This is a genomic window from Thermococcus piezophilus (assembly GCF_001647085.1).
In the GTDB taxonomy this organism is placed as follows: Archaea; Methanobacteriota_B; Thermococci; order Thermococcales; family Thermococcaceae; genus Thermococcus; species Thermococcus piezophilus.
In genome coordinates, this window is the sequence record NZ_CP015520.1 from 1,394,499 (window position 1) to 1,414,703 (window position 20,205).

Sequence of the window (20,205 nt, forward strand, 5' to 3'; positions counted from 1 at the left end):
AAAGATACGACTTCAAACCTTATAACTTTTTCTCGCGATTTAGAGTATAAAGAGAATTTTACCGAAGACTCTTCCACTCAAACAAAACGTGAGTAATGGAAGAAAAAGGGCCGAAAGCTCAGAGAAGCATCCTCGCGTCAACGGCAACAGCTGAGTCCTCGTAGGCGAAGATCGGGTTAATGTCAAGCTCCTTGATCTCCGGAAGCTCAAGGGCGAGCTCGCCGACCTTGACAATGATTTCGGCAAGGGCGTCGATGTCCACCGGCTTCTCACCGCGCGCTCCAGCGAGAATTGGATAGGCCTTGATCTCCTTTATCATGTCGAGGGCTTCCTCCTTGGTTACCGGGGCAACGCGGAAGGAAACGTCCTTGAGAATCTCGACGAAGATTCCACCGAGACCGAACATGATGGCCGGACCGAACTGCGGGTCGCGGATCATTCCGACGATGACCTCCTTGCCGAGCGGGAGCATCTTGTAGACGATGACACCCCAGAGGTCCGCATCCGGCTTGTAGTTCTTGGCGTTCTCCATGATGGTCTTGAATGCCTGCCTGGCTTCATCGTCATTATTGATGTTGACCTTAACTCCACCCGCGTCGCTCTTGTGGATGATCTGCGGAGAAACGATCTTCATAACGACCGGGTAGCCGATTTCCCTTGCGAACTGAACGGCCTCCTCCTCGTTGGTGGCGACCTTGAAGTCCGGAACCGGGACGCCGTAGAGCTTGAGTATCTCCTTGGCCTCCGGCTCGACGAGCGGCCTGTTTTCGGCCTTAGCCTTCTCAATGATTGCCCTAGCCTTCTCAATCCTGTCCATATCAATCACCCCATCAGCTTGACAGTTGTGGATTTCCCGGGAGAGTTAAAAGGGTTTCCATTTGCCAACCTTCCGTTTCAGTCTCGTTTGAAGCAATGACGGGGTATAACCACTATGCCGCCGAAAAAGATATTGGGTGATTTATGACGAAGAGAAAAATGCTCGTTGGACTTGGGGCTGTGCTGATTCTGATTCTGGCGGTTTTTTCTTTCCAGGGAGAGAAGGCTGTAGATAGCAACACCACGGTCGTTCTGTACAACTCCGTTAAGATTGGCGTAATTGAGAAGACGATCGAGGTGGAACTCGAGGAAGGAATAAACAGCGTTTCCCTCGACGGGTTGGCGGGTTTGGATATAGCTGAGGTCACGATAATGTCCCTTGACGACGGGGCGAGAGTCCTCGGAATCTTCAGTCGAGGTTCTACTGGTGACGTTTACAGCGCCAACGTCGGGAGCGAGGTCGAGGTGAAGCTGAGGAGCGGCGATACCGTTACCGGAAAGTTCCTTGGCATCAATGACGGCAAGCTTGCTATCCAGGGCGATGCATACTACATCATCAACCCGGACGAGGTGGTTTACTTTAAAGCCAAGAACCTAGAGGGTGCTTTGAGCGTTTACGCATCCATCCAGGCCGATAATGCCGGCAAATACAGCTTTGACGTCATCTACCGCGTTTTCAACATGAGCTGGTCTTCCCGCTACAAGCTCTACATCGAAGATACCGCCAAACTCTACGGCCACATCTTGATAGACAACCCTACCGCTCAGACCTTTGAGGGTGCGAAGGTTCTCCTCGTTGCCGGTGATGTCCAGCTTTACCAGAAAGCCTTCCCACAGCTGGGGGTTATCTACGCAAAAGCTGAAGAGGAAGCCGTGGAGCTGAGTGAGCCTCCGAAGATCGAGGCCTTCTACTTGTACAAGCTCGGTATAGTCGACCTGAACCCGTCGAGCAAGATGGCCTTTCCGTATATAAGCTTCGAGGTTCCCTTCGAGCTTGAGTATCTCTACGAGAGTTATCCTTACGGCGATGGGGAGGTCTATGAGTCAGTCTCATTCAAGACGGAGCAGGTTCTTCCAGCAGGGATTGTCGAGATTTACAGGGGAACCGAGGACAGAACTCTCCTTATGGGGGAACGCTGGATAGAGCACACGCCCAAGGACGAGACTCTCAGGATAGGCATAGGAAGGAACTATGACCTCAAGGGAAGCACGGTTATCCTTGAGGAGGAGCACGGCGATGGATACGCCTATTACAAAGTAAAAGTAACGGTTGAGAACTTCGGCGAGGAGACGAAGACGGTCATAGTGAGCCACTACAGATAGGGCAAGCTGCTGAGCTCGAGCATTGACCCTATCAACAAGACTGCCAACTACGTCGAGTTCAAGATCACTCTGAAACCCGGAGAAAAGAAGGAGATGGTTTTTGACTACGAGAGCCGCTGGTGATTAAGACTTCCTTAGCGTTATCTCGAATCTATTTTCACCTTTTGTCACGTCCAGCACGAGGCCCTTGTCGTAGTCTTTAAACCTCGTCCCAACGAGGGCGTAGCCTTCCTCCTTGAGGAACTCCACCATCTTCAGCCCGAGCTCGTCGAACAGCTTCGCCGCCATCGCGGCCATGCTCGGCTCCTTTATGTCAAGCTCATCGTGATACCTGCGCGCGAGTTCGAAGACATCCATACGTTATCACCATTAACTATTATCCCTGCTGTGATAGAACGGTTGCGGTCGAAAGGCTTAAAACCCTCGATCAGTTACTAAAACAAGTGGTCAACATGGACGAGAGGACTCTCAAAAAAGGGAAGCGCTACTATAAGGCCGGTAAGGTTCTCTGGGTTGTTAAGTATAAGGACAAACTCTTCTCCAAGGTTCTTGGGACGTATCCCTACTATGTCGAGCTTGACCTCTCCACCGGTGAGAACAGGTGCACCTGCCCCTTGGGTGGAGACTGCAAACACGTTGCCGCCGTGATAAAGGCCCACGAAAACGGCTTCTACTTCGAGGCTCTCGAAGACTATGCTCTGCTGTATCCTGAGGCCGTGGTATTGAAGATGCTGGCGAGCGTTCCGGAGCTGGCGCTGGATGTTACCCTCAAGGAGCTCCGCTTTGCGATGAGCACCGATGAGAGCGGCAGCGAGGTAGCGAGGCTCTTCAGAAGGGCGCTGAGGCTTGCCGAAATCACGAAAAGGGTTGAAGTGCTTCATGTCCTCGAGGATATTCTTGACGAATACAAACACGTCTTCAGCGATTACGAGCTGGCCCTAAAGCTTGAGGATGAACTGAGGAAGCTTAAGACGAGGCTCTAAAAAAAGCCTTATAAATTCCTGAAACACCAAATAGGAACTTAGAGGGTGGGAAAATGAAGGCCGTTTATCGGGAGATGTGCCCAAACTGCGTCGGTAGGATCTCCGATGAGAGACTGTGCAGTAAGAATCCCTGCGATGAGTGCCTCCCCGAAGCTGTTCACGCTAATTCTTATTTGGAGCTTGTAACTGCTGTGAGAAATGCGCTTAAGCTGCGTGGCACACTCAAGGCCTGGGAGGAGCTCTACCAGGTTGAAAGCCAAACGCACGAGATAGAAGAGTTCTTTGAAAAAGCTACTGGCTTCACCTTCTGGAGCGCCCAGAGGACGTGGGTCAAGCGGCTGGTCAGGGGAAGGAGCTTCTCAATCATAGCTCCGACGGGAATGGGCAAGAGCACCTTTGGAGCCTTTATGGCAGTCTGGCATGCAACCAAAGGCAAGAAGAGCTATATCGTCGTCCCAACGACTCCGCTGGTAATCCAGACAGTTAAGAAAATCGAAAAGATAGCAGAGAAAGCTGGCATTGAGGTTAACCTCGCATACTACCACGGCAACCTCAGGAAGAAGGAAAAGGAAGAGATGGTCACCAAGATTCAGAACGAGGACTATGATATCCTGGTCACCAGCGCCCAGTGGCTCGCCCGGAAGTTCGACGAGGTTCTGAAGGGCAGGCACTTCGACTTCACCTTTGTTGACGATGTGGATGCCTTCCTCAAGGCCTCAAAGAACATAGACCGTTCGCTTCTCCTTCTCGGCTTCACGGAAGAAATAATCCAGAAGGCGTGGGAGATAATAAGGCTGAAGAAGAGCATGGCGCGCTATCTAAACGGCCGCGCCGAAGACAGGGACGAGAAGCTCAAGGAGCTTAACGAGGAGATAGAGAAGCTCCAGCGCGAGATAGAGGAGTTCAAGGCCAGAAATAACGTTGGCATAATGATCATCGCCTCAGCCACTGGGAGCGCGAGGGGGGACAGGATAAAGCTCTACCGCGAGCTGCTTGGCTTTGAGGTGGGGAGTGGACGTTCCTCGTTGAGGAACGTCGTGGACAGCTATCTGAAGCCGAGCAAAGACACCAAGGAGCAGGTGGAGGAGCTCCTCTCGAGGCTCGGTAGGGGCGGTATAATCTTCACCCCCATCGATCAGGGGCTGGCATATGCCGAAGAACTGGCGAATTATCTCAAGGAAAAGGGCTTCCGCGTTGAGCTAGTTTCGTCCAAGAACAAAAAGGCAATTGAGAGGTTTGAGAACGGTGAGGCTGACTACTTGATTGGCTCGGCCACCTACTACGGCTCTCTTGTCAGGGGTCTCGATTTACCTCACCTCATCCGTTATGCAATCTTTACGGGCGTTCCAAAGTTCAGGTTTTCCGTAGACCTCGAGAGGCCGACCATCTATCGCGCCCTTGGTTTGATGAGCGAGATTATAGACTTCCTGAGCGACGAGCATAGGAAGGAGGCGGAAAAGCTTCACGCAAGGCTGAGGAGGCTCATCAGAAACATTCCCCAGTTTGAACTCCTAAAAATCGAGGAGGCGCTGGCAGAGGGGTTGCCGATTGAGGGTGGCTTCCAGAACCACGTCCTTGACGTTTTCAGACAGATAGTGGAGTTTCTCAGGAGGGTTCTCAAGGACAGGGAGGTTCTGAGAAAGCTCGCCGAGGATCCCTTCATCAGCCTAAAAGAAGAGGGCGGAAAGTGGTACATCGAGATTCCAGATGTGAGGACGTACATACAAGCAACGGGAAGGACGAGCAGGCTCTTCGCGGGAGGAATAACCAAGGGACTAAGCGTCCTGATCGTGGACAACGAGAAGGTCTTCAACGGCCTAGTTAGACAGATGCGCTGGCGCTTCACCGAGTTCAAGATGGTGCCCTTCGAAGAGCTGAACCTCGAGGAGATACTCCGCCAGATCGATGAGGACAGGGAGAAGGTAAGGCTCGTGATGGCGGGCAAGATAAGCGCCAAAGTCAAGAATCTCGTTAAATCCGCTTTGATGATAGTTGAGAGCCCGAACAAGGCAAGAACCATAGCCAACTTCTTCGGCCAGCCGAGCAAGAGGAGGATAGGCGACCTTGTAGCTTATGAAGTTAGCATAGGCAACAGGGTGCTGACGGTTTTGGCGAGCGGCGGACATATGTTCGATCTTGTGACCAACGAAGGCTACCACGGCGTCCTCGTCGAGCAGAATGATGGAATGCTGAAGTTCATCCCAGTTTACGACACCATCAAGCGCTGCCGTGACTGCGGCCATCAGTTCGTTGACTGGGAGGAGAAAGGCATCTGTCCGCGCTGCGGCTCGACCAATGTCCGCGATGCGCTCGAAAACGTCAAGGCCATGCGCGAGATAGCACAGGAGGTTGACGAGATACTCATAGCGACGGACCCCGACACAGAGGGTGAGAAGATAGCTTGGGACATAAGGAACGTCCTCTCACCTTACACCCCGAACATCAGGCGCATAGAGTTCCACGAGGTCACGAGACCTGCAATACTGAGGGCCATCGAGGAGGCGCGCGACATCAACGAGGGCCGCGTGAATGCCCAGCTCGTGAGGAGGATGGAGGACAGGTGGATAGGCTTTGAACTCAGTCAAGAACTCCAGCGCGTGTTTGAAAACAGAAACCTCTCAGCTGGAAGGGTTCAGACGCCTGTCCTTGGCTGGGTCATAGAGAGGTATAAGGAGTTCACGGAGAGCGAGACTCACTTCCTCGGTTTAACCCTCGAGAACGGCTTAATCGTAACGCTCGAGGTCGGCAAAGACGGCAAAGAGGTTAAGCCCCCCGAGGAGGTCGTCGTTGAAGATGTTAGCATTGAAGAGCGCGAGATAAGCCCATCCCCACCCCACACCACCGATGCGATGCTGCGCGATGCATCAACCTTTCTCAAGCTTTCGGCTCCAGAGACGATGCGCTTGGCTCAGGACCTGTTCGAGCTGGGTTTAATCACCTACCACCGTACCGACTCGACACACGTCAGCAGCACTGGAATAGAGGTTGCCAAGGAATACATAACTCAGGAAATCGGAGAGGAGTACTTCAAGCCGAGACCATGGGGTGAGGAGGGAACCCACGAGGCCATAAGGCCGACGAGGCCGATAGATACGGGCAGGTTAATGCAACTCATCCGCGATGGCGTTATTACTCTTCCCAAGAACCTCACGAGGAATCACTACAGGCTTTACGATATGATATTCAAGCGCTTCATGACCAGCCAGATGAAAGCCGCAAAGGTTCTCTATGAAAAAGCCACCATCGATGCCAGCGTTGGGAAGACTGAAGTAGAGGGCTACGTGGATATACTTTACGACGGATGGGCCCGCATACGGAAGCTGCCCCTTAGAGAGCTGCCAAAGCTTGAGAAAGGGCAGACGCTCAAGGTCGTTGAGAGCAAGAAGTGGAAGGCACCAAAGGTTCAGCTATACACCCAGGGTGACCTCATTGCGTTAATGAAAGAAAAGAAGATAGGCAGACCCTCTACCTATGCTAAGATAGTTAAGACGCTCCTCCAGCGCTACTACGTCATCGAGACCCGCGGGCGGAAGAAGCTCGTGCCGACGGAACAGGGCATTAAGGTTTACCACTACCTCATCAGCAAGTACAAAGAACTGGTCAGCGAGGAAAAGACCCGTGAACTTGAGGAGATAATGGATCAAATAGAAGAGAATAAAGTTGACTACCAAACGGTGCTTAGGCAGCTTTACAGTGAGATACAGGAATATCTGAAATGAAACCTGCGATCTAGGTAGATGGCGCGCTTGACGCGAGCTTTTTTAAAATCTTTTAAACTTCTAACTGGACTTTTGATGTTTATGCCTTGGCTCTGTGTTTGTAGTGTATTTGATAATGTGATGTCTACACTCGATGGTTTGTATGTTTTTCGGAGAGCTAATGTCTGTACTGATTATTGTAAATCCTTCAAATAACTCACATTTCGTTTCATTTTTTCTTAGTATTGTTTCATTTAGTATGCTATCTTTCACTATAATTTTGCTTTTCAGTAAGACCAAAAATTTTAAAATCTCTCTGTAGTAATAGGTTTGCATGTAGATGCAACGGCCGTAATATCTGGCGAAGTCATTGCCGAATAATCTTCGAGACATAACTTGAGACACTAATGGGCCGTGGAAAAAATTTATATGTGATTAAACCTACACAGAAAATAGAAAATGTGGTGGTGGTAAAAATGGTTAGGGACAGGATGGTAGAGCTCCTTCAGGAGCACTTTGAGTTGAACCTCTACGAGGCCAGGGCGTACGTTGCATTAGTTGGGTTCGGGGTACTAACCCCAGCGGAGCTCGCCAGTGTCTCGGAAGTTCCGGCTCCGAGAACCTACGATGTCCTCAGGAGCCTTGAGAAGAAGGGCTTCGCCATAAGCCAGCCGGGCAAGGTTAATAAGTACAGGCCGGTTCACCCGGAGAACATCCTCGAGAAGTTCATCGAGGAGTGGCAGGAGCGTGTCAAGGAAGAGCTCGAAGCCAAGAAGAAGGCTAAGGAAGAACTCCTCGAGCTCATGAACCCACTCATCGAGACGGAGATTCCGAAGTACGGCGTCGAGAGGATATGGGTTGTCAGGGGCATAAGGAACGCCACCATCAAGACCAAGGAGATGTTTGAGGAGGTTAAGGAGCAAATACTCCTTGCCGATGATGGCTACATAGCCATCAACCTCGAGAGCGATATTATAAAGGCCATAGACAACGGCGCCAAGGCTAACATAATCGTCACCGAAAATGTCTATCACAGGCTCGGAACTTCTAAGATAATGGACTACTACAAGGCAGGAAAGCTTGAGCTCAAGGTCATCGACAAGCTCGAGCTTCCGATGCTCATCTGCGACGACGAGGTCTTCTTCGCCCTTGAGGATATGGCTGCCAGGTACTTCAACTACGAGACCCAGATCTGGATAAAGGACTTCCGCGTCAAGGCTCTCTTCGAGGGCAAGTTCAATGAGTATTGGGAGAAGGCAAAGAAGGTCTGATTCCTCTTTTTCCCTATTCTTCTTTGTTCTTCATGTGCTTTTCCGACCTGCATCTTTGTAAACCCGTGAAGTCCATCTTGGGGGGTCCTTGAGAACATACCTCCAGAGAATGTAGTAGGAGCAGTTTGCGACACCGGCATCAATATGATAGGAGGGCAGAGGGGGTTTGAGGTCTTATCCACATGCGACATTGAGGAGAGATTGAGATAAATCGGAGTTTCATCCCTGAATAGGTACAGGAAGTTCATAGGAATCCATGCAGCGGATCGCCAATCTTTTATCCTGAGCATGCGGTGCTACCGTTAAAGTACAGGTATATTGAAAGATAATCCGTTGGGGAGAAATCACAGTTTTCAAGGGCGTTCTTTTCGGGTCTCATTACCGTTGCATTAACTGCGTATGGATTTGGTAAGTCCCTTAGGGAGTCTCCTTTGGGTGTAATCATCATTAGTATATCCGCAACGGGCTTTAATGTGTCATTTGAACATAGCAGTACGGGAAGAGCATTGACGAGTGGTACACCAGCCGAGGAGTTGGGGCCAACGTAAAGCTCGCCGCCGCTTTTCCAATAGGTTACGTTCAGGGGGTAAATCAAAAGCTCCCAACGATAAATCGGGTTGCCGTGTTCATCCCAGTTTACAATATGGTAGTATACTGTGGCGCCAATCTCGGAGAGAAAAACCTTCGGGTAGTAGTGCTCAAGTTTGTCGAGAGAAATTCTGACAGTCCAGTTGGAAATCCCAAACACAATGTAATCACCCTGAAGTTCTCCCGTAGTCAGTATGGTGGGGAGTATCTGGTGTGCACCCTAACGAGACCCTTGAGAACCACATAGTCAACTGCGGAGCCGTTCTTCAGCCACCAGTGGAGGATTACATCATTTCCCGCTGAGTATAGTTTAAACCTATTGGTGGGCCAAGGAAGCGTGATGTTTCTCAACTTAAAGCTTTCACCCGGAAGACCCGTGAAGTTCAGATAGGTGAAGTTTCCGTAGTTCGTGTAGTAGTAAGTGAACCCGTAGGCCAGTGTGTATGTTCCGTAGTCTGGAAGCTCAACATCAATGGAGAGTATCGTCTGGGTTCTAGTTCCAATACCAGAGATGTGGATTTTATAAACGGTTGTGGGCGGTTTATATATAATCTGGAAAGCAAAAACTAAAGAGTTGACAGACAAGGTTATAAGAAAGAGAATTAAGAAAATAGCAATCCGTTTCATAATTATCACCCCATTGTTATCAAAAAATAACAGACTACAAAATTACCATCCTGGACACTTTGCTCTCACCTTGTCAACGACTCTTGGATCTGTGCCAAAGTAGTATGCTCTGGTTGAGAATGCACTGGGGTTTACTTCAAGGATGGCCCTATAGTAGTCACAGGCGCGGTTGATGCACTTCTGTTCTGTTTCTTGAGTGGGATTCTCGTCACAACCGACCTTCTCTTTGAAGTGATTGTTCTCCCCTCATCCTTGAGTACTCTTGCAGTACGCACAGTTGCTCGCTTCCCCAATTATGTTGTTGTCGGCTTCATGAGTCCGGGACATTTGAAAAAGATGCCTGGGTCTGATCCCTCTGCCTGCCATCGGGACGACTAAACGGAATTGTTATGCAAAGCGGCATGTCAATACTCAGGGAACGGCTCATTTCGCTAACTCTCTTCCGTTGTCGTACCCATTGGAATACCTAAAACCACTGCAGTTAGAGTTACGCCCTTCGCCATCCAGTATTATCAACCTATCAAAGCACATTCTCCTGAAGTCCTCAACAGTGACGTCTCTTCCTCCAACCTTCATCCTCGACACGTAATGGGAACAGTTCTACCTAACTCACTTTCCACGGGACATCACCGTTATAAATACTATCCATACACTTAAAAAACTATTTGAATTTCTAATTGTTAAAATTGCAACATTATGGGTCAAAAATAAGGGGTAAAAACCAATTACTCAGACTCCACTTCTAATATGAAAAATCAGAGGTTCAAACGTACTTGAACTCTTCCTCTTTTTCGTCTTTCTCCTTAATCTTCCAGAAGAGCTTTCCGTTCTTTTGATAGCTTTCGACCTTTCCCTGCTCCAAAAAGCGGAGCAGGTAGCGCCTGACTTCCATCTTTGGAAGTTTAGTTGCCTCGACTATCTCCTCGATGGTCTTTGGGCCTTCCTCCAGAGCCTTCATGACCCTGACGTTCTTCATTCTCCTCCCTCCAGCTTTTTGTATCTCTCCAGCAGTCCTATTATTTTTTCCATGACACTTAAGTGTTTCTCGAGCTCGGTTAAATCCTCGGGAAGCGAGTTTGCAAGTTCGGTTAGCTTCTCCATTAACCGTTCCGCAATTCCCTTCATCTTGGCCTTCCTCTGCCTGGCCCTGTGCTCGCAGATTGGACAGAACACCCTGCCGTCCTTCTCAAAGAGGGGCGAGCCGCACCTGGGACAGTGCTTGTCGAGCATCTTGGCTCCCGAAAGCATGAGGGGCATGAGGACCGTTCTTATCTCTTCTTCTGTAGGACCCTTCAGTGCCATCCTCTTCACCCCATCAGGAGCTGGAAGACCTCCACGAAGGCCTTCTTTCCTAGGCGGGAGCGTCTAATTCTATCAGAAACTTCGGCCATGTCAAAGGCCCTTATCTTAAAGTTTTTCTTTACCTCCTCAAGGATTTCTAAGAGTTCCTCGAGGCTCAGTTCCCCGTGTTGGAAGCGGGCTATCTTGTACTCCGGCTTCAGGACGTCCATGTCAATGGTCAGGTAAATCTCATCGCCGAGATATTTCTTAGTCTCATCCAGTATCTCGTCGAGGGAATTCGTCTGGAGGTTTTTGTAGGCCTTCCACTTTCCGCGCACCTTCCTGCTCCTGAGCAGTGCGGGGAAAATCTTCACGCGCCTTGTCCAGAGTTGAGTTCTCTCGGTGGTCGGGATCATGAGGACTGGTGCGAGGACGACGGTCCTGTTAACTAGGCGTTCCTCGAGGGTGTAAGCGAGCCAGGAGCCGTGGTCGAGGTAGTCGTGCATCAAGTCTGTGTGGCCGTCTATGCTGAGGAGCGAGTTTGGCCTGAGCTTTTCCACTATGCCGTAGGTTGCTAGGTGCTCACCGACGATGTAGGCCCGGTCTTGAGGAATGCGCTCCGCTAAAAGCTCAACCCTGCTCGATTCGACTATAATGTAGTCCTCTATTAGCTTGTTCCGTCTGAGCAGCTGCAGAACGTAGAGAACGCCGTCGCGGTTGGGCTTCTCGCCGAAAGGGATGAACGTAACCATGATTCCACCCGTCGAAAATTAGTCCTCTTCTTTTTAAATCTTGGTGAAGCCCTTCGACAAAATTATGTCAAATTTCAACGCCAAAGTTTAAAAAGTAGCCTGATGAGGTTAAACCGAAAACTCCTTGGAGGCGAGGAGATGATACTTCAGGTTGCTTTAGACTTAACCGACATTGAACAGGCAATTTCTATCGCTGAGAAGGCCGCTAGAGGTGGCGCTCACTGGCTTGAGGTTGGAACTCCCCTCATCAAGAAGGAGGGCATGAGGGCAGTGGAGCTTCTCAAGAGACGCTTCCCAGACAGGAAAATTGTCGCCGATTTAAAAACAATGGACACCGGAGCCTTGGAGGTAGAGATGGCAGCAAGGCACGGTGCCGACGTCGTTTCTATCCTCGGCGTTGCTGATGATAAGACCATCAAAGACGCAGTTGAGGTGGCCAGAAGATATGGAATCAGGATCATGGTTGATTTAATTGGCGTGAAGGACAAGGTCAAACGTGCCAAGGAACTCGAGAAGATGGGTGTTCACTACATACTCGTCCACACAGGAATAGACGAGCAGGTCCAAGGCAAGAGTCCGTTGGAGGACCTTGAGAAGGTCGTCAAAGCCGTCAGCGTTCCAGTTGCCGTTGCTGGTGGCTTGAACCTCGAAACCATCCCGAAGGTCATAGAGCTCGGTGCAACGATAATCATAGTTGGCGGAGCCATAACCAAAGCGAAAGACCCGGAGGACGTCACTAGGAAGATAATCGACCTCTTCTGGGGAGAGTACATGATGACCATCAGGAAGGCCATGACCGATATCCTCGAGCACATCAACCAAGTTGCTGAGAGCATCAGGCTTGAGCAGGTCAGGGGCTTCGTCGATGCCATGATAGGGGCTAACAAGATATTCATCTACGGTGCAGGAAGGAGCGGTTTGGTCGGCAAGGCCTTTGCAATGCGCCTCATGCACCTCGACTTCAACGTCTACGTCGTTGGAGAGACCATAACGCCTGCCTTTGAACCTGGGGACCTGCTCATAGCCATCAGCGGTTCAGGCGAGACCAAGAGCATCGTCGATGCTGCGGAGATAGCCAAGAAGCAGGGCGGAAAGGTTGTCGCCATAACCTCCTACGCCAACTCGACCCTTGGAACGCTCTCGGATGTCGTCGTTGAGATTCCTGGAAGGACCAAGGCGGACATACCTACTGACTACATAGCGCGCCAGATGCTTACCAAGTACAAGTGGATAGCGCCGATGGGCACGCTCTTCGAGGACTCCACCATGATATTCCTCGACGGTGTCATAGCCCTCCTCATGGCCACCTTCCAGAAGACCGAAAAGGATATGAAGAAGAAGCATGCGACCCTTGAGTAAGGGGTCGCCATGCCGTCTTTTACCCACGTTTTTGTTGGAATAGGGAACACGGGCGCGAGGATAACAAACAGCATACGCGCCGATGGAATTGTGAAGGTAACGGTTAATCCTGCCTACTACCTTCTTCCCCGATCGGAGGAGTATAAGGAACGACTCAGAAGCTTCTTCTCAAGCCTTCCAGAGAACACTTTCCTGTGGCTTGTATTCGAGGATAAGGAAGTAAATCACAAACTCATGGAGATAATCGTTGAGAGTGCTCCGAGCGATACCATAAAGCTTGCCTATGTCCTGACTCCAAGAAAGGAGCTGGTTACCGGAAAGAAGCCCGAATGGGCCGAGCCGTTTGAGACCGTGTTCTATGATTCCCTCTGGGACTTCCTCAGAGAGAGCGATTCCCTATCACTAGCCTTCAGCAGGGCTGCCGAGAACATCGCCGAGATGTTCTCCAAGCTCTACTACTACCTTGAGACCCAGATGCTGGTTAACATAGACTATGCAGACCTCTTCAACATGATACGTGGAGGGAACGTTGGAATACTGCGCCTCCTCAACAGAGTGGACTTCAGCTGGCACTGGGGCCTCTGGGCCAGGGGACTGATTGGAATCCTCGTCGGGAAGGAGTTTCCCCTTAAGGATGCTCATGAGATACTCGAGCGCTTCCAGGAGATACTACAAGAGAAGGACATCATCTGGGGTGTCATCATGGAAGAGAGCCTAAAGAACGAGGTCGAGATACTGGCACTTCTCGTTAAGAGGTGGTAAAATGGAGGCCGTTCTGTTCGACATTGATGGGACGATACTGACGGAGAAGCCCCTCGTAATGCTCTTCCTCCCGCAGGTCTACGATAAACTCTCCAAAAAGATGGGAATCAGCAAGGACGAGGCGAGAGAGCGCTTCCTAGCGGAGGTACTCGGTAGGCGTGATACATACGACTGGCACGACTGGAACTTCTTCTTCAGGCTCTTTGACCTTGGTCTGAAATATGAAGAGCTTCTTGAGAGGTATTTCCACAAGCTCGTGATTTATCCTGACACTGTTCCTACCCTCGAATGGCTGAGGGAGGCTGGCTACAAGCTCGGTGTCGTGACGAGTGGGCCTTCCTATCAGCGGCTTAAGCTTAAGCTCGTCGGCCTTTTGGAGTACTTCGATGTTGTCGTCACCAGGGATGACATTGGGACAATAAAACCTGAACCCAAGATCTTTCTCCATGCCCTCGAAAAGCTTGGTGTCGAACCCAAGGAGGCCGTTATGGTCGGGGATTCTCTCTCACAGGACGTTTACGGTGCCAAAAACATCGGCATGACCGCAGTGTGGATAAACCGCAACGGGGATAGGGGATACAATATGCCCGATTATGAGATAAGAACCCTTTATGAGCTGAGAAAAGTCCTGGGTGGTGAAAAATGAGGGAGATATTCAACGCGGAAGGTGTTTTTGTTAAGTATGCCGAGAAGAAGGTGCAGCTCGAGAACGGCGACGAGCTGACGCACAGGATAGAGGAACCGACGGAGCTCTGGTGGAAGCTTAAGGAGGCCTTGAAGGGTAAGAGGGTTAGAGTGGTCGTCTACGAAGTCGAGGAATGAGGGATGATAGCCCATCTAATAAATACGGATATAGGTGACAGGGGCATCCTGAGTGTCTACCTCGAATATCGTAAGGAGAACTTTAATTTTTTACATAATTCTGCAAAGCTGTTTTTAGATAACATCGAGAGGGTTCTCATCGTTACTGGCTTTCCGATTCCCCCCATGATGCTAGCTGAAACTGATGGGCCGCCGGGAGCGCTGGCGCTTTACAGGGCTGTTGAGATGCTGGGTGGAAAGGCTGAGATTTTAACGTATCCAGAAGTCGAGATGGTCCTTGAGCCATTCGGGGTATCCTTCGCAAGAGTTCCAGAGCCGAGTGATTACTCCCTTATAATCAGCGTTGAAACTTCAGGAAGAGCTGCTGATGGCAAATACTATTCTATGAGCGCTATGGAGATAAAGAGAGAGCCACTTGATGGAGTATTCATTGAAGCTAGGAGTCTGGGAATCCCGACCATAGGCATAGGCGACGGCGGCAACGAGATAGGTATGGGGAAAATCAGGGAATTGGTTGTAAAGTACGTTTCTCATGGCGAAAGGATAGTGAGCACCGTCGAGACGGACGAGCTTATAGTTTCTGCCGTCTCCAACTGGGGCGCCTACGGATTGCTGGCCCAGGCTTCCTTTGAGGTAGGAAAGAATCTCTTGGAAAACTGGAACGAGCGCGAAATCATTGGAGTGCTCGCTAAGGGAGGCCTCATAGATGGCGTCTCAAAGACCCGCTCTCAAAGCGTTGATGGAATAAGCGCTGAGGTTCATGAAAGAATCGTTGGGCTTTTAAAGGCAATCGTTAATGAGGCCCTTTAGGTGGTGGAATGAAGCTGGATAAGTTCATAACCGATGAAGAGAGCCCCAGGCTCATAGAACGCACGAGGGAGTTTGCGGAGCACTTCTTCGAACGCGAAGGGACGCATGGCTTCAGCCACGTAGAGCGCGTTTTCAACCTGTGCATGCACATAGGCAGAGAGGAAGGTGCCGATTTAGAGATTCTGGCCCTGGCGGCCATCCTCCATGACGTTGCGAGGCCCCTCGAGAGCGCCGGAAAGGTCGAGGATCACGCTGCCGAGGGGGCGAGGATAGCGAGGCACTACCTGAGGAGCTTAGGCTATCCTGAGGAAAAGGTTGAAGCCGTTGTCCATGCCATAGAAGCCCACCGCTTCTCCCGCGATCCGAAACCAAGAACCTTGGAGGCTAAAATTCTGAGTGATGCTGACAAGCTCGACGCAATGGGTGCGATAGGCATTGCTAGGGTCTTCATGTATTCCGGCGAGCACGGCAGGGATATAGACGCATCACTAGAACACTTTGAGGAGAAGATACTCAAGCTGAAAGACATCATGTATACCGAAACCGCCAGAAATATGGCGGAAGAGCGGCACCGCTTTACCGTGAAGTTCATAGAGCGCATAAGGCGCGAGATAGAGGGAGAAATCTGAACCCCCTTCTAGCCTTTTCTTCCATAATAAGGTTTTTAAACAACCCTCGGAATTAAGGTTTAGCCCTTCAAGGTCATTCTTCAGGTAAGGGGAGGTGAGGAGATGAAGGCACCAATCTGTGAGGTGTGTTTGAAGACCGACGACATTCTGTGCCCGGCTGACGAGAAAAAACTTCAAGGGGGGGTTATCTCCGAGCTTGACGTTACCGTTGCGAGACTCCTCTACAAGCTTATTGGCGACGTTGATATGGAGTTCAAGAGGGCCGTCGAGGCTGGAGACCTTATAATACTTATGGTCGGAGAGGGCGACGTACCGATAACCATTGGAAAGGGCGGCAAGAACATCAAGGCCCTCATGAGAGAGCTCGGAAAGAGGATAAGGGTCATCGAGAGCGTTGAAGTGAAGGGAACCGACGACGTCAAGAAGCTCGCCACTGACCTGCTCTACCCAGCGAGTGTCTTCGGTGTTAATATCGTCTACAAGCCTGGAGGAGGAACCTACTACAAGGTCCTCGTCCCCGGCAGGGACAGAAAGAAGCTCCCAGAAAAGGCCGAGGTGCTCGAGAGCATACTCTCCCAGATAGTTGGAGAGGAAGTTAAAATGGACTTCATCTGACTTCTTTTTTCTTATGGAGGTTGTGGAGATGTACAGGACGCACTATTCGAGTCAGATAACCGAAGAGTTAAACGGTCAGAGGGTTAAAGTTGCCGGCTGGGTCTGGGAAGTTAAGGACCTCGGTGGAATAAAGTTCCTTTGGATAAGGGACAGAGAAGGTATAGTCCAGATAACCGCACCCAAGAAGAAGGTTGACCCTGAGATATTCAGGCTCATACCCAAGCTTAACAGTGAGGACGTAATAGCTGTTGAAGGCATCGTGAACTTTACGCCAAAGGCTAAACTCGGCTTTGAAATCCTTCCCGAGAAGCTCGATGTCCTGAGCAGGGCCCAGAGCCCGCTCCCACTTGACCCGACGGGAAAAGTCAAGGCAGAGCTGGACACTCGCCTTGACAACCGCTTTATGGACGTCAGAAGGCCGGAGGTAATGGCGATATTCAAGATACGCTCAAGCCTCTTCAATGCCGTCAGGAACTTCTTCCACAGCGAGGGCTTTGTAGAAATCCACACGCCAAAGATAATAGCCACGGCAACGGAGGGCGGCACCGAGCTCTTCCCAATGAAGTACTTCGAGAAGGACGCCTTCCTCGCCCAGAGCCCGCAGCTCTACAAGCAGATAATGATGGCCAGTGGCCTCGACCGCGTTTATGAAATTGCCCCGATTTTCAGAGCCGAGGAACACAACACAACGAGGCACCTCAACGAGGCCTGGAGCATAGATGCCGAGATAGCATTCATCGAGAACGAGGAGGAGGTAATGGAGCTCCTCGAAAGGCTCGTGGCTCACACCGTCAACTACATCCGCGAGCACAACGAAAAGGAGCTCCAGACCCTTGGCTTTGAGCTGGAGGAAGTCAAGATTCCATTCAGGCGCGTCACCTACGATGATGCCCTTGAAATCCTAGCGGATCTTGGCAAGGAAATTCCCTGGGGCGAGGACATAGACACTGAAGGTGAGAGGCTCCTCGGAAAGTACATGCTCGAGAACGAGAACGCGCCGCTCTACTTCCTCTACCGCTATCCAAGCGAGGCCAAGCCATTCTACATAATGAAATATGATACTAAGCCAGAGATCTGCCGTGCCTTTGACTTTGAATACCGCGGTGTCGAGATAACCTCGGGCGGCCAGAGGGAGCACAGGGTAGATGTCCTCGTCGAGCAGATAAGGGAGAAGGGACTGAACCCGGAGAGCTTCGAGTTCTACCTCAAGGCCTTCCGCTACGGCATGCCACCACATGGAGGCTTCGGACTTGGAGCCGAGAGGCTCATCAAGCAGATGCTTGACCTGAATAACATCAGGGAAGTTATACTCTTCCCGAGGGACAGGAGAAGGCTCACACCGTAACGCCTTTATACTACCTTTTCCTTTTGGTGACTAGTTGACTACTCTTTGGAGGTTTGAAATATGAAAAAAGCTATCACTTTAATCTTGTTGACTCTGCTGCTTCTCTCCCTGACACCAATGGTGCACTTAGTAAAATCCGCGACGGTGCCCGAGTACGCGAGCATCACAGGAGTCTCCCTGGGACTGAAAGACAAGGTAGTTCTGGGCCCCTTTGAGGTGCAGTTCATCGACGTTGATATGTACTGGAGCAGGCTGAGCTTCCATGTCAACGGACCGGATGGTCCAAAGCTCTACGTTGTGGGGCAAGGCGAGTCGTTTGTTTATCCCGCGGCAGACAACCAGTACCTCAACATTACTCTGACCTGGATCAGATCCGATACCAAGACCGCCCTCATCGAGATACAGTCCCCTCTCCAGAAGTTACTCTCTGGCCAGAAGCTCAACGTGGGTGACACAATAAACCTCCCCGAGGGCTTCCCACAGATAAGCATTAAACTCACCTCGACCTCGGACACACAGGCTACCTTCCTTGTGACTCTCCCGTACGGCGAGACCCAGACCCTCGTGATAACCGAGGGCTCTGGTGGAAGCGTTAGGTATAAGCTTGGTGATGTTTACTCCTACTCCAATTACGTTTACATTCACCTCTTAAACACCACAAGCGATGGTCCGGCGACAGTTGACATCTATGTCCCCAAGGTCGCCTCGACCGACTTCAAGATAGTGAGGGAAGGCGAGGAAGAAACCGCTCCAACGACAACCGTTGAGACGGTTCTCGTTTACAATGACCTCCTTTACGTCAACGAGAAGCTCCCGATAACCGTTGACAATGTTACCTACTACGTCAAGCTTGTCTCAACGATTCCGGACGTTGCCAAAGTCGAGGTCTTCAAGGACGACAAGAGCCTTGGATCAATAATCCTTAGGGTTAACGACGATGAGCCCAAGAACGTCCCCAACGCACCCATCAAACTTTCTGTTCAGAGCGTTGAGCCCGAGTATAAGAGGGCCATCATCAGGGTTTACGGTCCTGCTGGGGCCCACGTCATCCCTATACTCCGTCCTGCAAATCTCTTGGTCAAAATAGACGCGAGCCCCAAGGAGATGCTTCTTGGCGATGAGCTCGTGGTTGTCATAAATGTCGAGAACCTCGGCAGGGGCGATGCTTACGATGTCAGTGTTGCGGCTCCAATACCAAACGACTTCGAGCTGATCAGCATGACGAAGACCTGGAGCCTCAAGACGTTCCCGGCCTTCACCAACATGCCTGCCCTCATCTACGTCCTTAAGCCGACAAAGGTGGGTGAGTTTGAAATTGGAAAGGCTGTTGTGACATTCTACGACGACACAAGTATTGAAACCAATGAGGAGAAAACCATTTATTCCCCTGTTCTCACCGGCATTAAAGTGTATGGAATCCCCAAGATAGAGGTTAATGGGATGGCCTACAACGGAACCTGGGGCAACTACGTCACGGCAACGTTGGCGACACAGTCAGCGTCAAGTTCACCCTTAAAGCTACCGATGGGAACCCGGACTATGAATTCATCCAGAATGCCACGCTCGTCCTCAGCCTGCCCAGCAGCGTCGATGGCCCAACTGAGGTTAATGTTGGAACCATAAAGGCGGGAGAGACCAAGACGGTTCAGGTGGATCTCAAAGTCCTCAAGGAGAACCTCACCAGCATAAAGGTAGTCCTCCTTTATGCAGACCCGCTCGGCGGGGAGCACAGAACCGAGTTCGGAAACCTCGTCACTATAAACAGCATCCCGCCGAAAGTTATCGTTAAGGAGGTCTCAGTTTATCCAAGCTCCGAGGAACTTCCGAAGTACATCGACCAGGTCCTCGCCAACATGAGCGATCCTGCTCCAGTCGCCGAAAAGATAGAGGCCATCGCCGCGAGGTACAACCCAACAACCAACATATGGAAAGGCGTTGGAATCGTCTTCATAATCCTGACTGCTGTCTTCGCGGGTCTGACATACAGGTACTGGAGTGAATCCGAGAAGCTCAGGGAGAAGCTTGAGAGAAAGAAGCACAGGCGCCCAGGTGGACTTCCCAAGAAAGCTGAAGAAGAGCAGAAAAGCTCCGAGATAGTCGAGCTTTGAGCTTTTTTCCTCTCCTTAAATTTATAAACCCCCCTTTTTCACTCTTCACGGGAGGGGAGATGTTCAGGTACAAGCAGGTCATGGTCATAAGGAATGATTTGAAGATTAGTAAAGGCAAGTTGGCCGTCCAGGTGGCACATGGAGCCGTAACCGCGGCGATAAAGGCGCAAAAAGAGAAGCCAGAGTGGTTCAAAAACTGGTTCCATGAGGGACAAAAGAAAGTCGTTGTTAAAGCAGAAAACGAGAGGGAGCTCTTCGAGCTGAAGGCCCACGCAGAGAAGCTCGGTATTCCAACGGCCCTCATACGCGACGCGGGCCTGACCGAGATAGCGCCCGGAACGATAACATGTCTCGCGGTCGGCCCTGCCCCAGAGGAGCTCGTGGACAAGGTTACTGGACGTCTGAAGCTGGTGTGA

At 50.8% G+C, this 20,205-nt stretch carries 22 protein-coding genes; 15 read left to right on the forward strand and 7 right to left on the reverse strand.

Annotation, left to right across the window (positions count from 1 at the left end; translation table 11 throughout):
* Positions 1-118 precede the first annotated feature (118 nt).
* Complete coding sequence (locus A7C91_RS07630) at positions 119-817, reverse strand: acetate--CoA ligase family protein (RefSeq protein WP_068666324.1); 699 nt, start codon at positions 815-817, stop codon at positions 119-121.
* 143 nt (positions 818-960) lie between these two features.
* On the opposite strand from A7C91_RS07630, the gene A7C91_RS07635 reads away from it, so the two are divergent.
* The gene (locus A7C91_RS07635) at positions 961-2,139 is read left to right on the forward strand and encodes a DUF4139 domain-containing protein (protein WP_324609473.1); all 1,179 of its coding nucleotides are present in this window, start codon (positions 961-963) and stop codon (positions 2,137-2,139) included.
* 123 nt (positions 2,140-2,262) lie between these two features.
* On the opposite strand, the gene A7C91_RS07640 is transcribed toward A7C91_RS07635, so the two are convergent.
* On the reverse strand, positions 2,263-2,496 hold the full coding sequence (locus A7C91_RS07640; RefSeq protein ID WP_068666326.1) for a hypothetical protein: 234 nt from the start codon (positions 2,494-2,496) through the stop codon (positions 2,263-2,265).
* Positions 2,497-2,591: 95 nt separating this feature from the next.
* Between A7C91_RS07640 and A7C91_RS07645 the strand changes: the two genes are divergently transcribed.
* The 3 genes from A7C91_RS07645 to trmBL2 all read left to right on the forward strand — a co-directional run bounded on the left by A7C91_RS07645 (position 2,592) and on the right by trmBL2 (position 8,091).
* Positions 2,592-3,122 carry an SWIM zinc finger family protein gene (locus tag A7C91_RS07645; protein ID WP_068666328.1) on the forward strand — a complete coding sequence of 177 codons (531 nt, stop codon included), beginning with the start codon at positions 2,592-2,594 and terminating at the stop codon, positions 3,120-3,122.
* 53 nt (positions 3,123-3,175) lie between these two features.
* Positions 3,176-6,841 (forward strand): reverse gyrase, encoded by a 3,666-nt coding sequence (gene rgy / locus A7C91_RS07650; RefSeq protein ID WP_068666330.1) that lies wholly within the window; start codon positions 3,176-3,178, stop codon positions 6,839-6,841.
* A gap of 455 nt (positions 6,842-7,296) precedes the next feature.
* A complete protein-coding gene (gene trmBL2 / locus A7C91_RS07655; RefSeq protein ID WP_068666332.1) occupies positions 7,297-8,091 on the forward strand; it encodes an HTH-type transcriptional regulator TrmBL2 in 795 nt (264 codons plus the stop codon).
* 277 nt (positions 8,092-8,368) lie between these two features.
* Here the strand turns inward: trmBL2 and A7C91_RS07660 are convergent, their stop codons facing one another.
* The 5 genes from A7C91_RS07660 to A7C91_RS07680 all read right to left on the reverse strand — a co-directional run bounded on the left by A7C91_RS07660 (position 8,369) and on the right by A7C91_RS07680 (position 11,339).
* Positions 8,369-8,839, reverse strand: a complete 471-nt coding sequence (locus A7C91_RS07660) for a hypothetical protein (RefSeq protein WP_068666334.1) — start codon at positions 8,837-8,839, stop codon at positions 8,369-8,371.
* A 29-nt stretch (positions 8,840-8,868) separates the two neighbouring features.
* The gene (locus tag A7C91_RS07665) at positions 8,869-9,306 is read right to left on the reverse strand and encodes a hypothetical protein (protein WP_068666336.1); all 438 of its coding nucleotides are present in this window, start codon (positions 9,304-9,306) and stop codon (positions 8,869-8,871) included.
* A 763-nt stretch (positions 9,307-10,069) separates the two neighbouring features.
* Positions 10,070-10,282 (reverse strand): ArsR family transcriptional regulator, encoded by a 213-nt coding sequence (locus A7C91_RS07670; RefSeq protein WP_068666338.1) that lies wholly within the window; start codon positions 10,280-10,282, stop codon positions 10,070-10,072.
* A complete protein-coding gene (locus A7C91_RS07675) occupies positions 10,279-10,608 on the reverse strand; it encodes an Sjogren's syndrome/scleroderma autoantigen 1 family protein (protein WP_068666340.1) in 330 nt (109 codons plus the stop codon). Before A7C91_RS07675 ends, A7C91_RS07670 begins: the two co-directional genes overlap by 4 nt.
* Before the next feature lie 5 nt (positions 10,609-10,613).
* Positions 10,614-11,339: an arginase family protein gene (locus A7C91_RS07680; RefSeq protein WP_068666342.1), complete on the reverse strand. Its 726-nt coding sequence runs from the start codon at positions 11,337-11,339 to the stop codon at positions 10,614-10,616.
* Positions 11,340-11,477: 138 nt separating this feature from the next.
* On the opposite strand from A7C91_RS07680, the gene hxlAB reads away from it, so the two are divergent.
* The 11 genes from hxlAB (at position 11,478) to pth2 (ending at position 20,205) form a co-directional block, all read left to right on the forward strand.
* Entirely contained in the window at positions 11,478-12,698 is a 1,221-nt protein-coding gene (hxlAB, locus tag A7C91_RS07685; RefSeq protein ID WP_068666345.1) for a bifunctional 3-hexulose-6-phosphate synthase/6-phospho-3-hexuloisomerase, read from the forward strand.
* A gap of 9 nt (positions 12,699-12,707) precedes the next feature.
* Complete coding sequence (locus tag A7C91_RS07690; protein ID WP_068666347.1) at positions 12,708-13,460, forward strand: FtsZ/tubulin family protein; 753 nt, start codon at positions 12,708-12,710, stop codon at positions 13,458-13,460.
* 1 nt (position 13,461) lies between these two features.
* Positions 13,462-14,106, forward strand: a complete 645-nt coding sequence (locus A7C91_RS07695) for a TIGR02253 family HAD-type hydrolase (protein ID WP_068666349.1) — start codon at positions 13,462-13,464, stop codon at positions 14,104-14,106.
* Complete coding sequence (locus A7C91_RS07700; protein WP_068666351.1) at positions 14,103-14,282, forward strand: hypothetical protein; 180 nt, start codon at positions 14,103-14,105, stop codon at positions 14,280-14,282. Before A7C91_RS07695 ends, A7C91_RS07700 begins: the two co-directional genes overlap by 4 nt.
* Positions 14,283-14,285: 3 nt before the next feature.
* Positions 14,286-15,092, forward strand: coding sequence for a glutamate cyclase domain-containing protein (locus A7C91_RS07705; protein ID WP_068666353.1), 807 nt, complete (start codon positions 14,286-14,288; stop codon positions 15,090-15,092).
* An 8-nt stretch (positions 15,093-15,100) separates the two neighbouring features.
* Positions 15,101-15,721: an HD domain-containing protein gene (locus A7C91_RS07710; RefSeq protein ID WP_068666355.1), complete on the forward strand. Its 621-nt coding sequence runs from the start codon at positions 15,101-15,103 to the stop codon at positions 15,719-15,721.
* A 102-nt stretch (positions 15,722-15,823) separates the two neighbouring features.
* Positions 15,824-16,336 carry a KH domain-containing protein gene (locus A7C91_RS07715; protein WP_068666357.1) on the forward strand — a complete coding sequence of 171 codons (513 nt, stop codon included), beginning with the start codon at positions 15,824-15,826 and terminating at the stop codon, positions 16,334-16,336.
* Positions 16,337-16,364: 28 nt separating this feature from the next.
* Positions 16,365-17,681, forward strand: coding sequence for an aspartate--tRNA(Asn) ligase (aspS, locus tag A7C91_RS07720; protein WP_068666359.1), 1,317 nt, complete (start codon positions 16,365-16,367; stop codon positions 17,679-17,681).
* A gap of 117 nt (positions 17,682-17,798) precedes the next feature.
* Positions 17,799-19,304 (forward strand): BatD family protein, encoded by a 1,506-nt coding sequence (locus A7C91_RS07725; RefSeq protein ID WP_234394337.1) that lies wholly within the window; start codon positions 17,799-17,801, stop codon positions 19,302-19,304.
* A 26-nt stretch (positions 19,305-19,330) separates the two neighbouring features.
* On the forward strand, positions 19,331-19,789 hold the full coding sequence (locus tag A7C91_RS11875; RefSeq protein WP_234394338.1) for a hypothetical protein: 459 nt from the start codon (positions 19,331-19,333) through the stop codon (positions 19,787-19,789).
* A 59-nt stretch (positions 19,790-19,848) separates the two neighbouring features.
* Complete coding sequence (gene pth2, locus A7C91_RS07730; protein WP_068666361.1) at positions 19,849-20,205, forward strand: peptidyl-tRNA hydrolase Pth2; 357 nt, start codon at positions 19,849-19,851, stop codon at positions 20,203-20,205.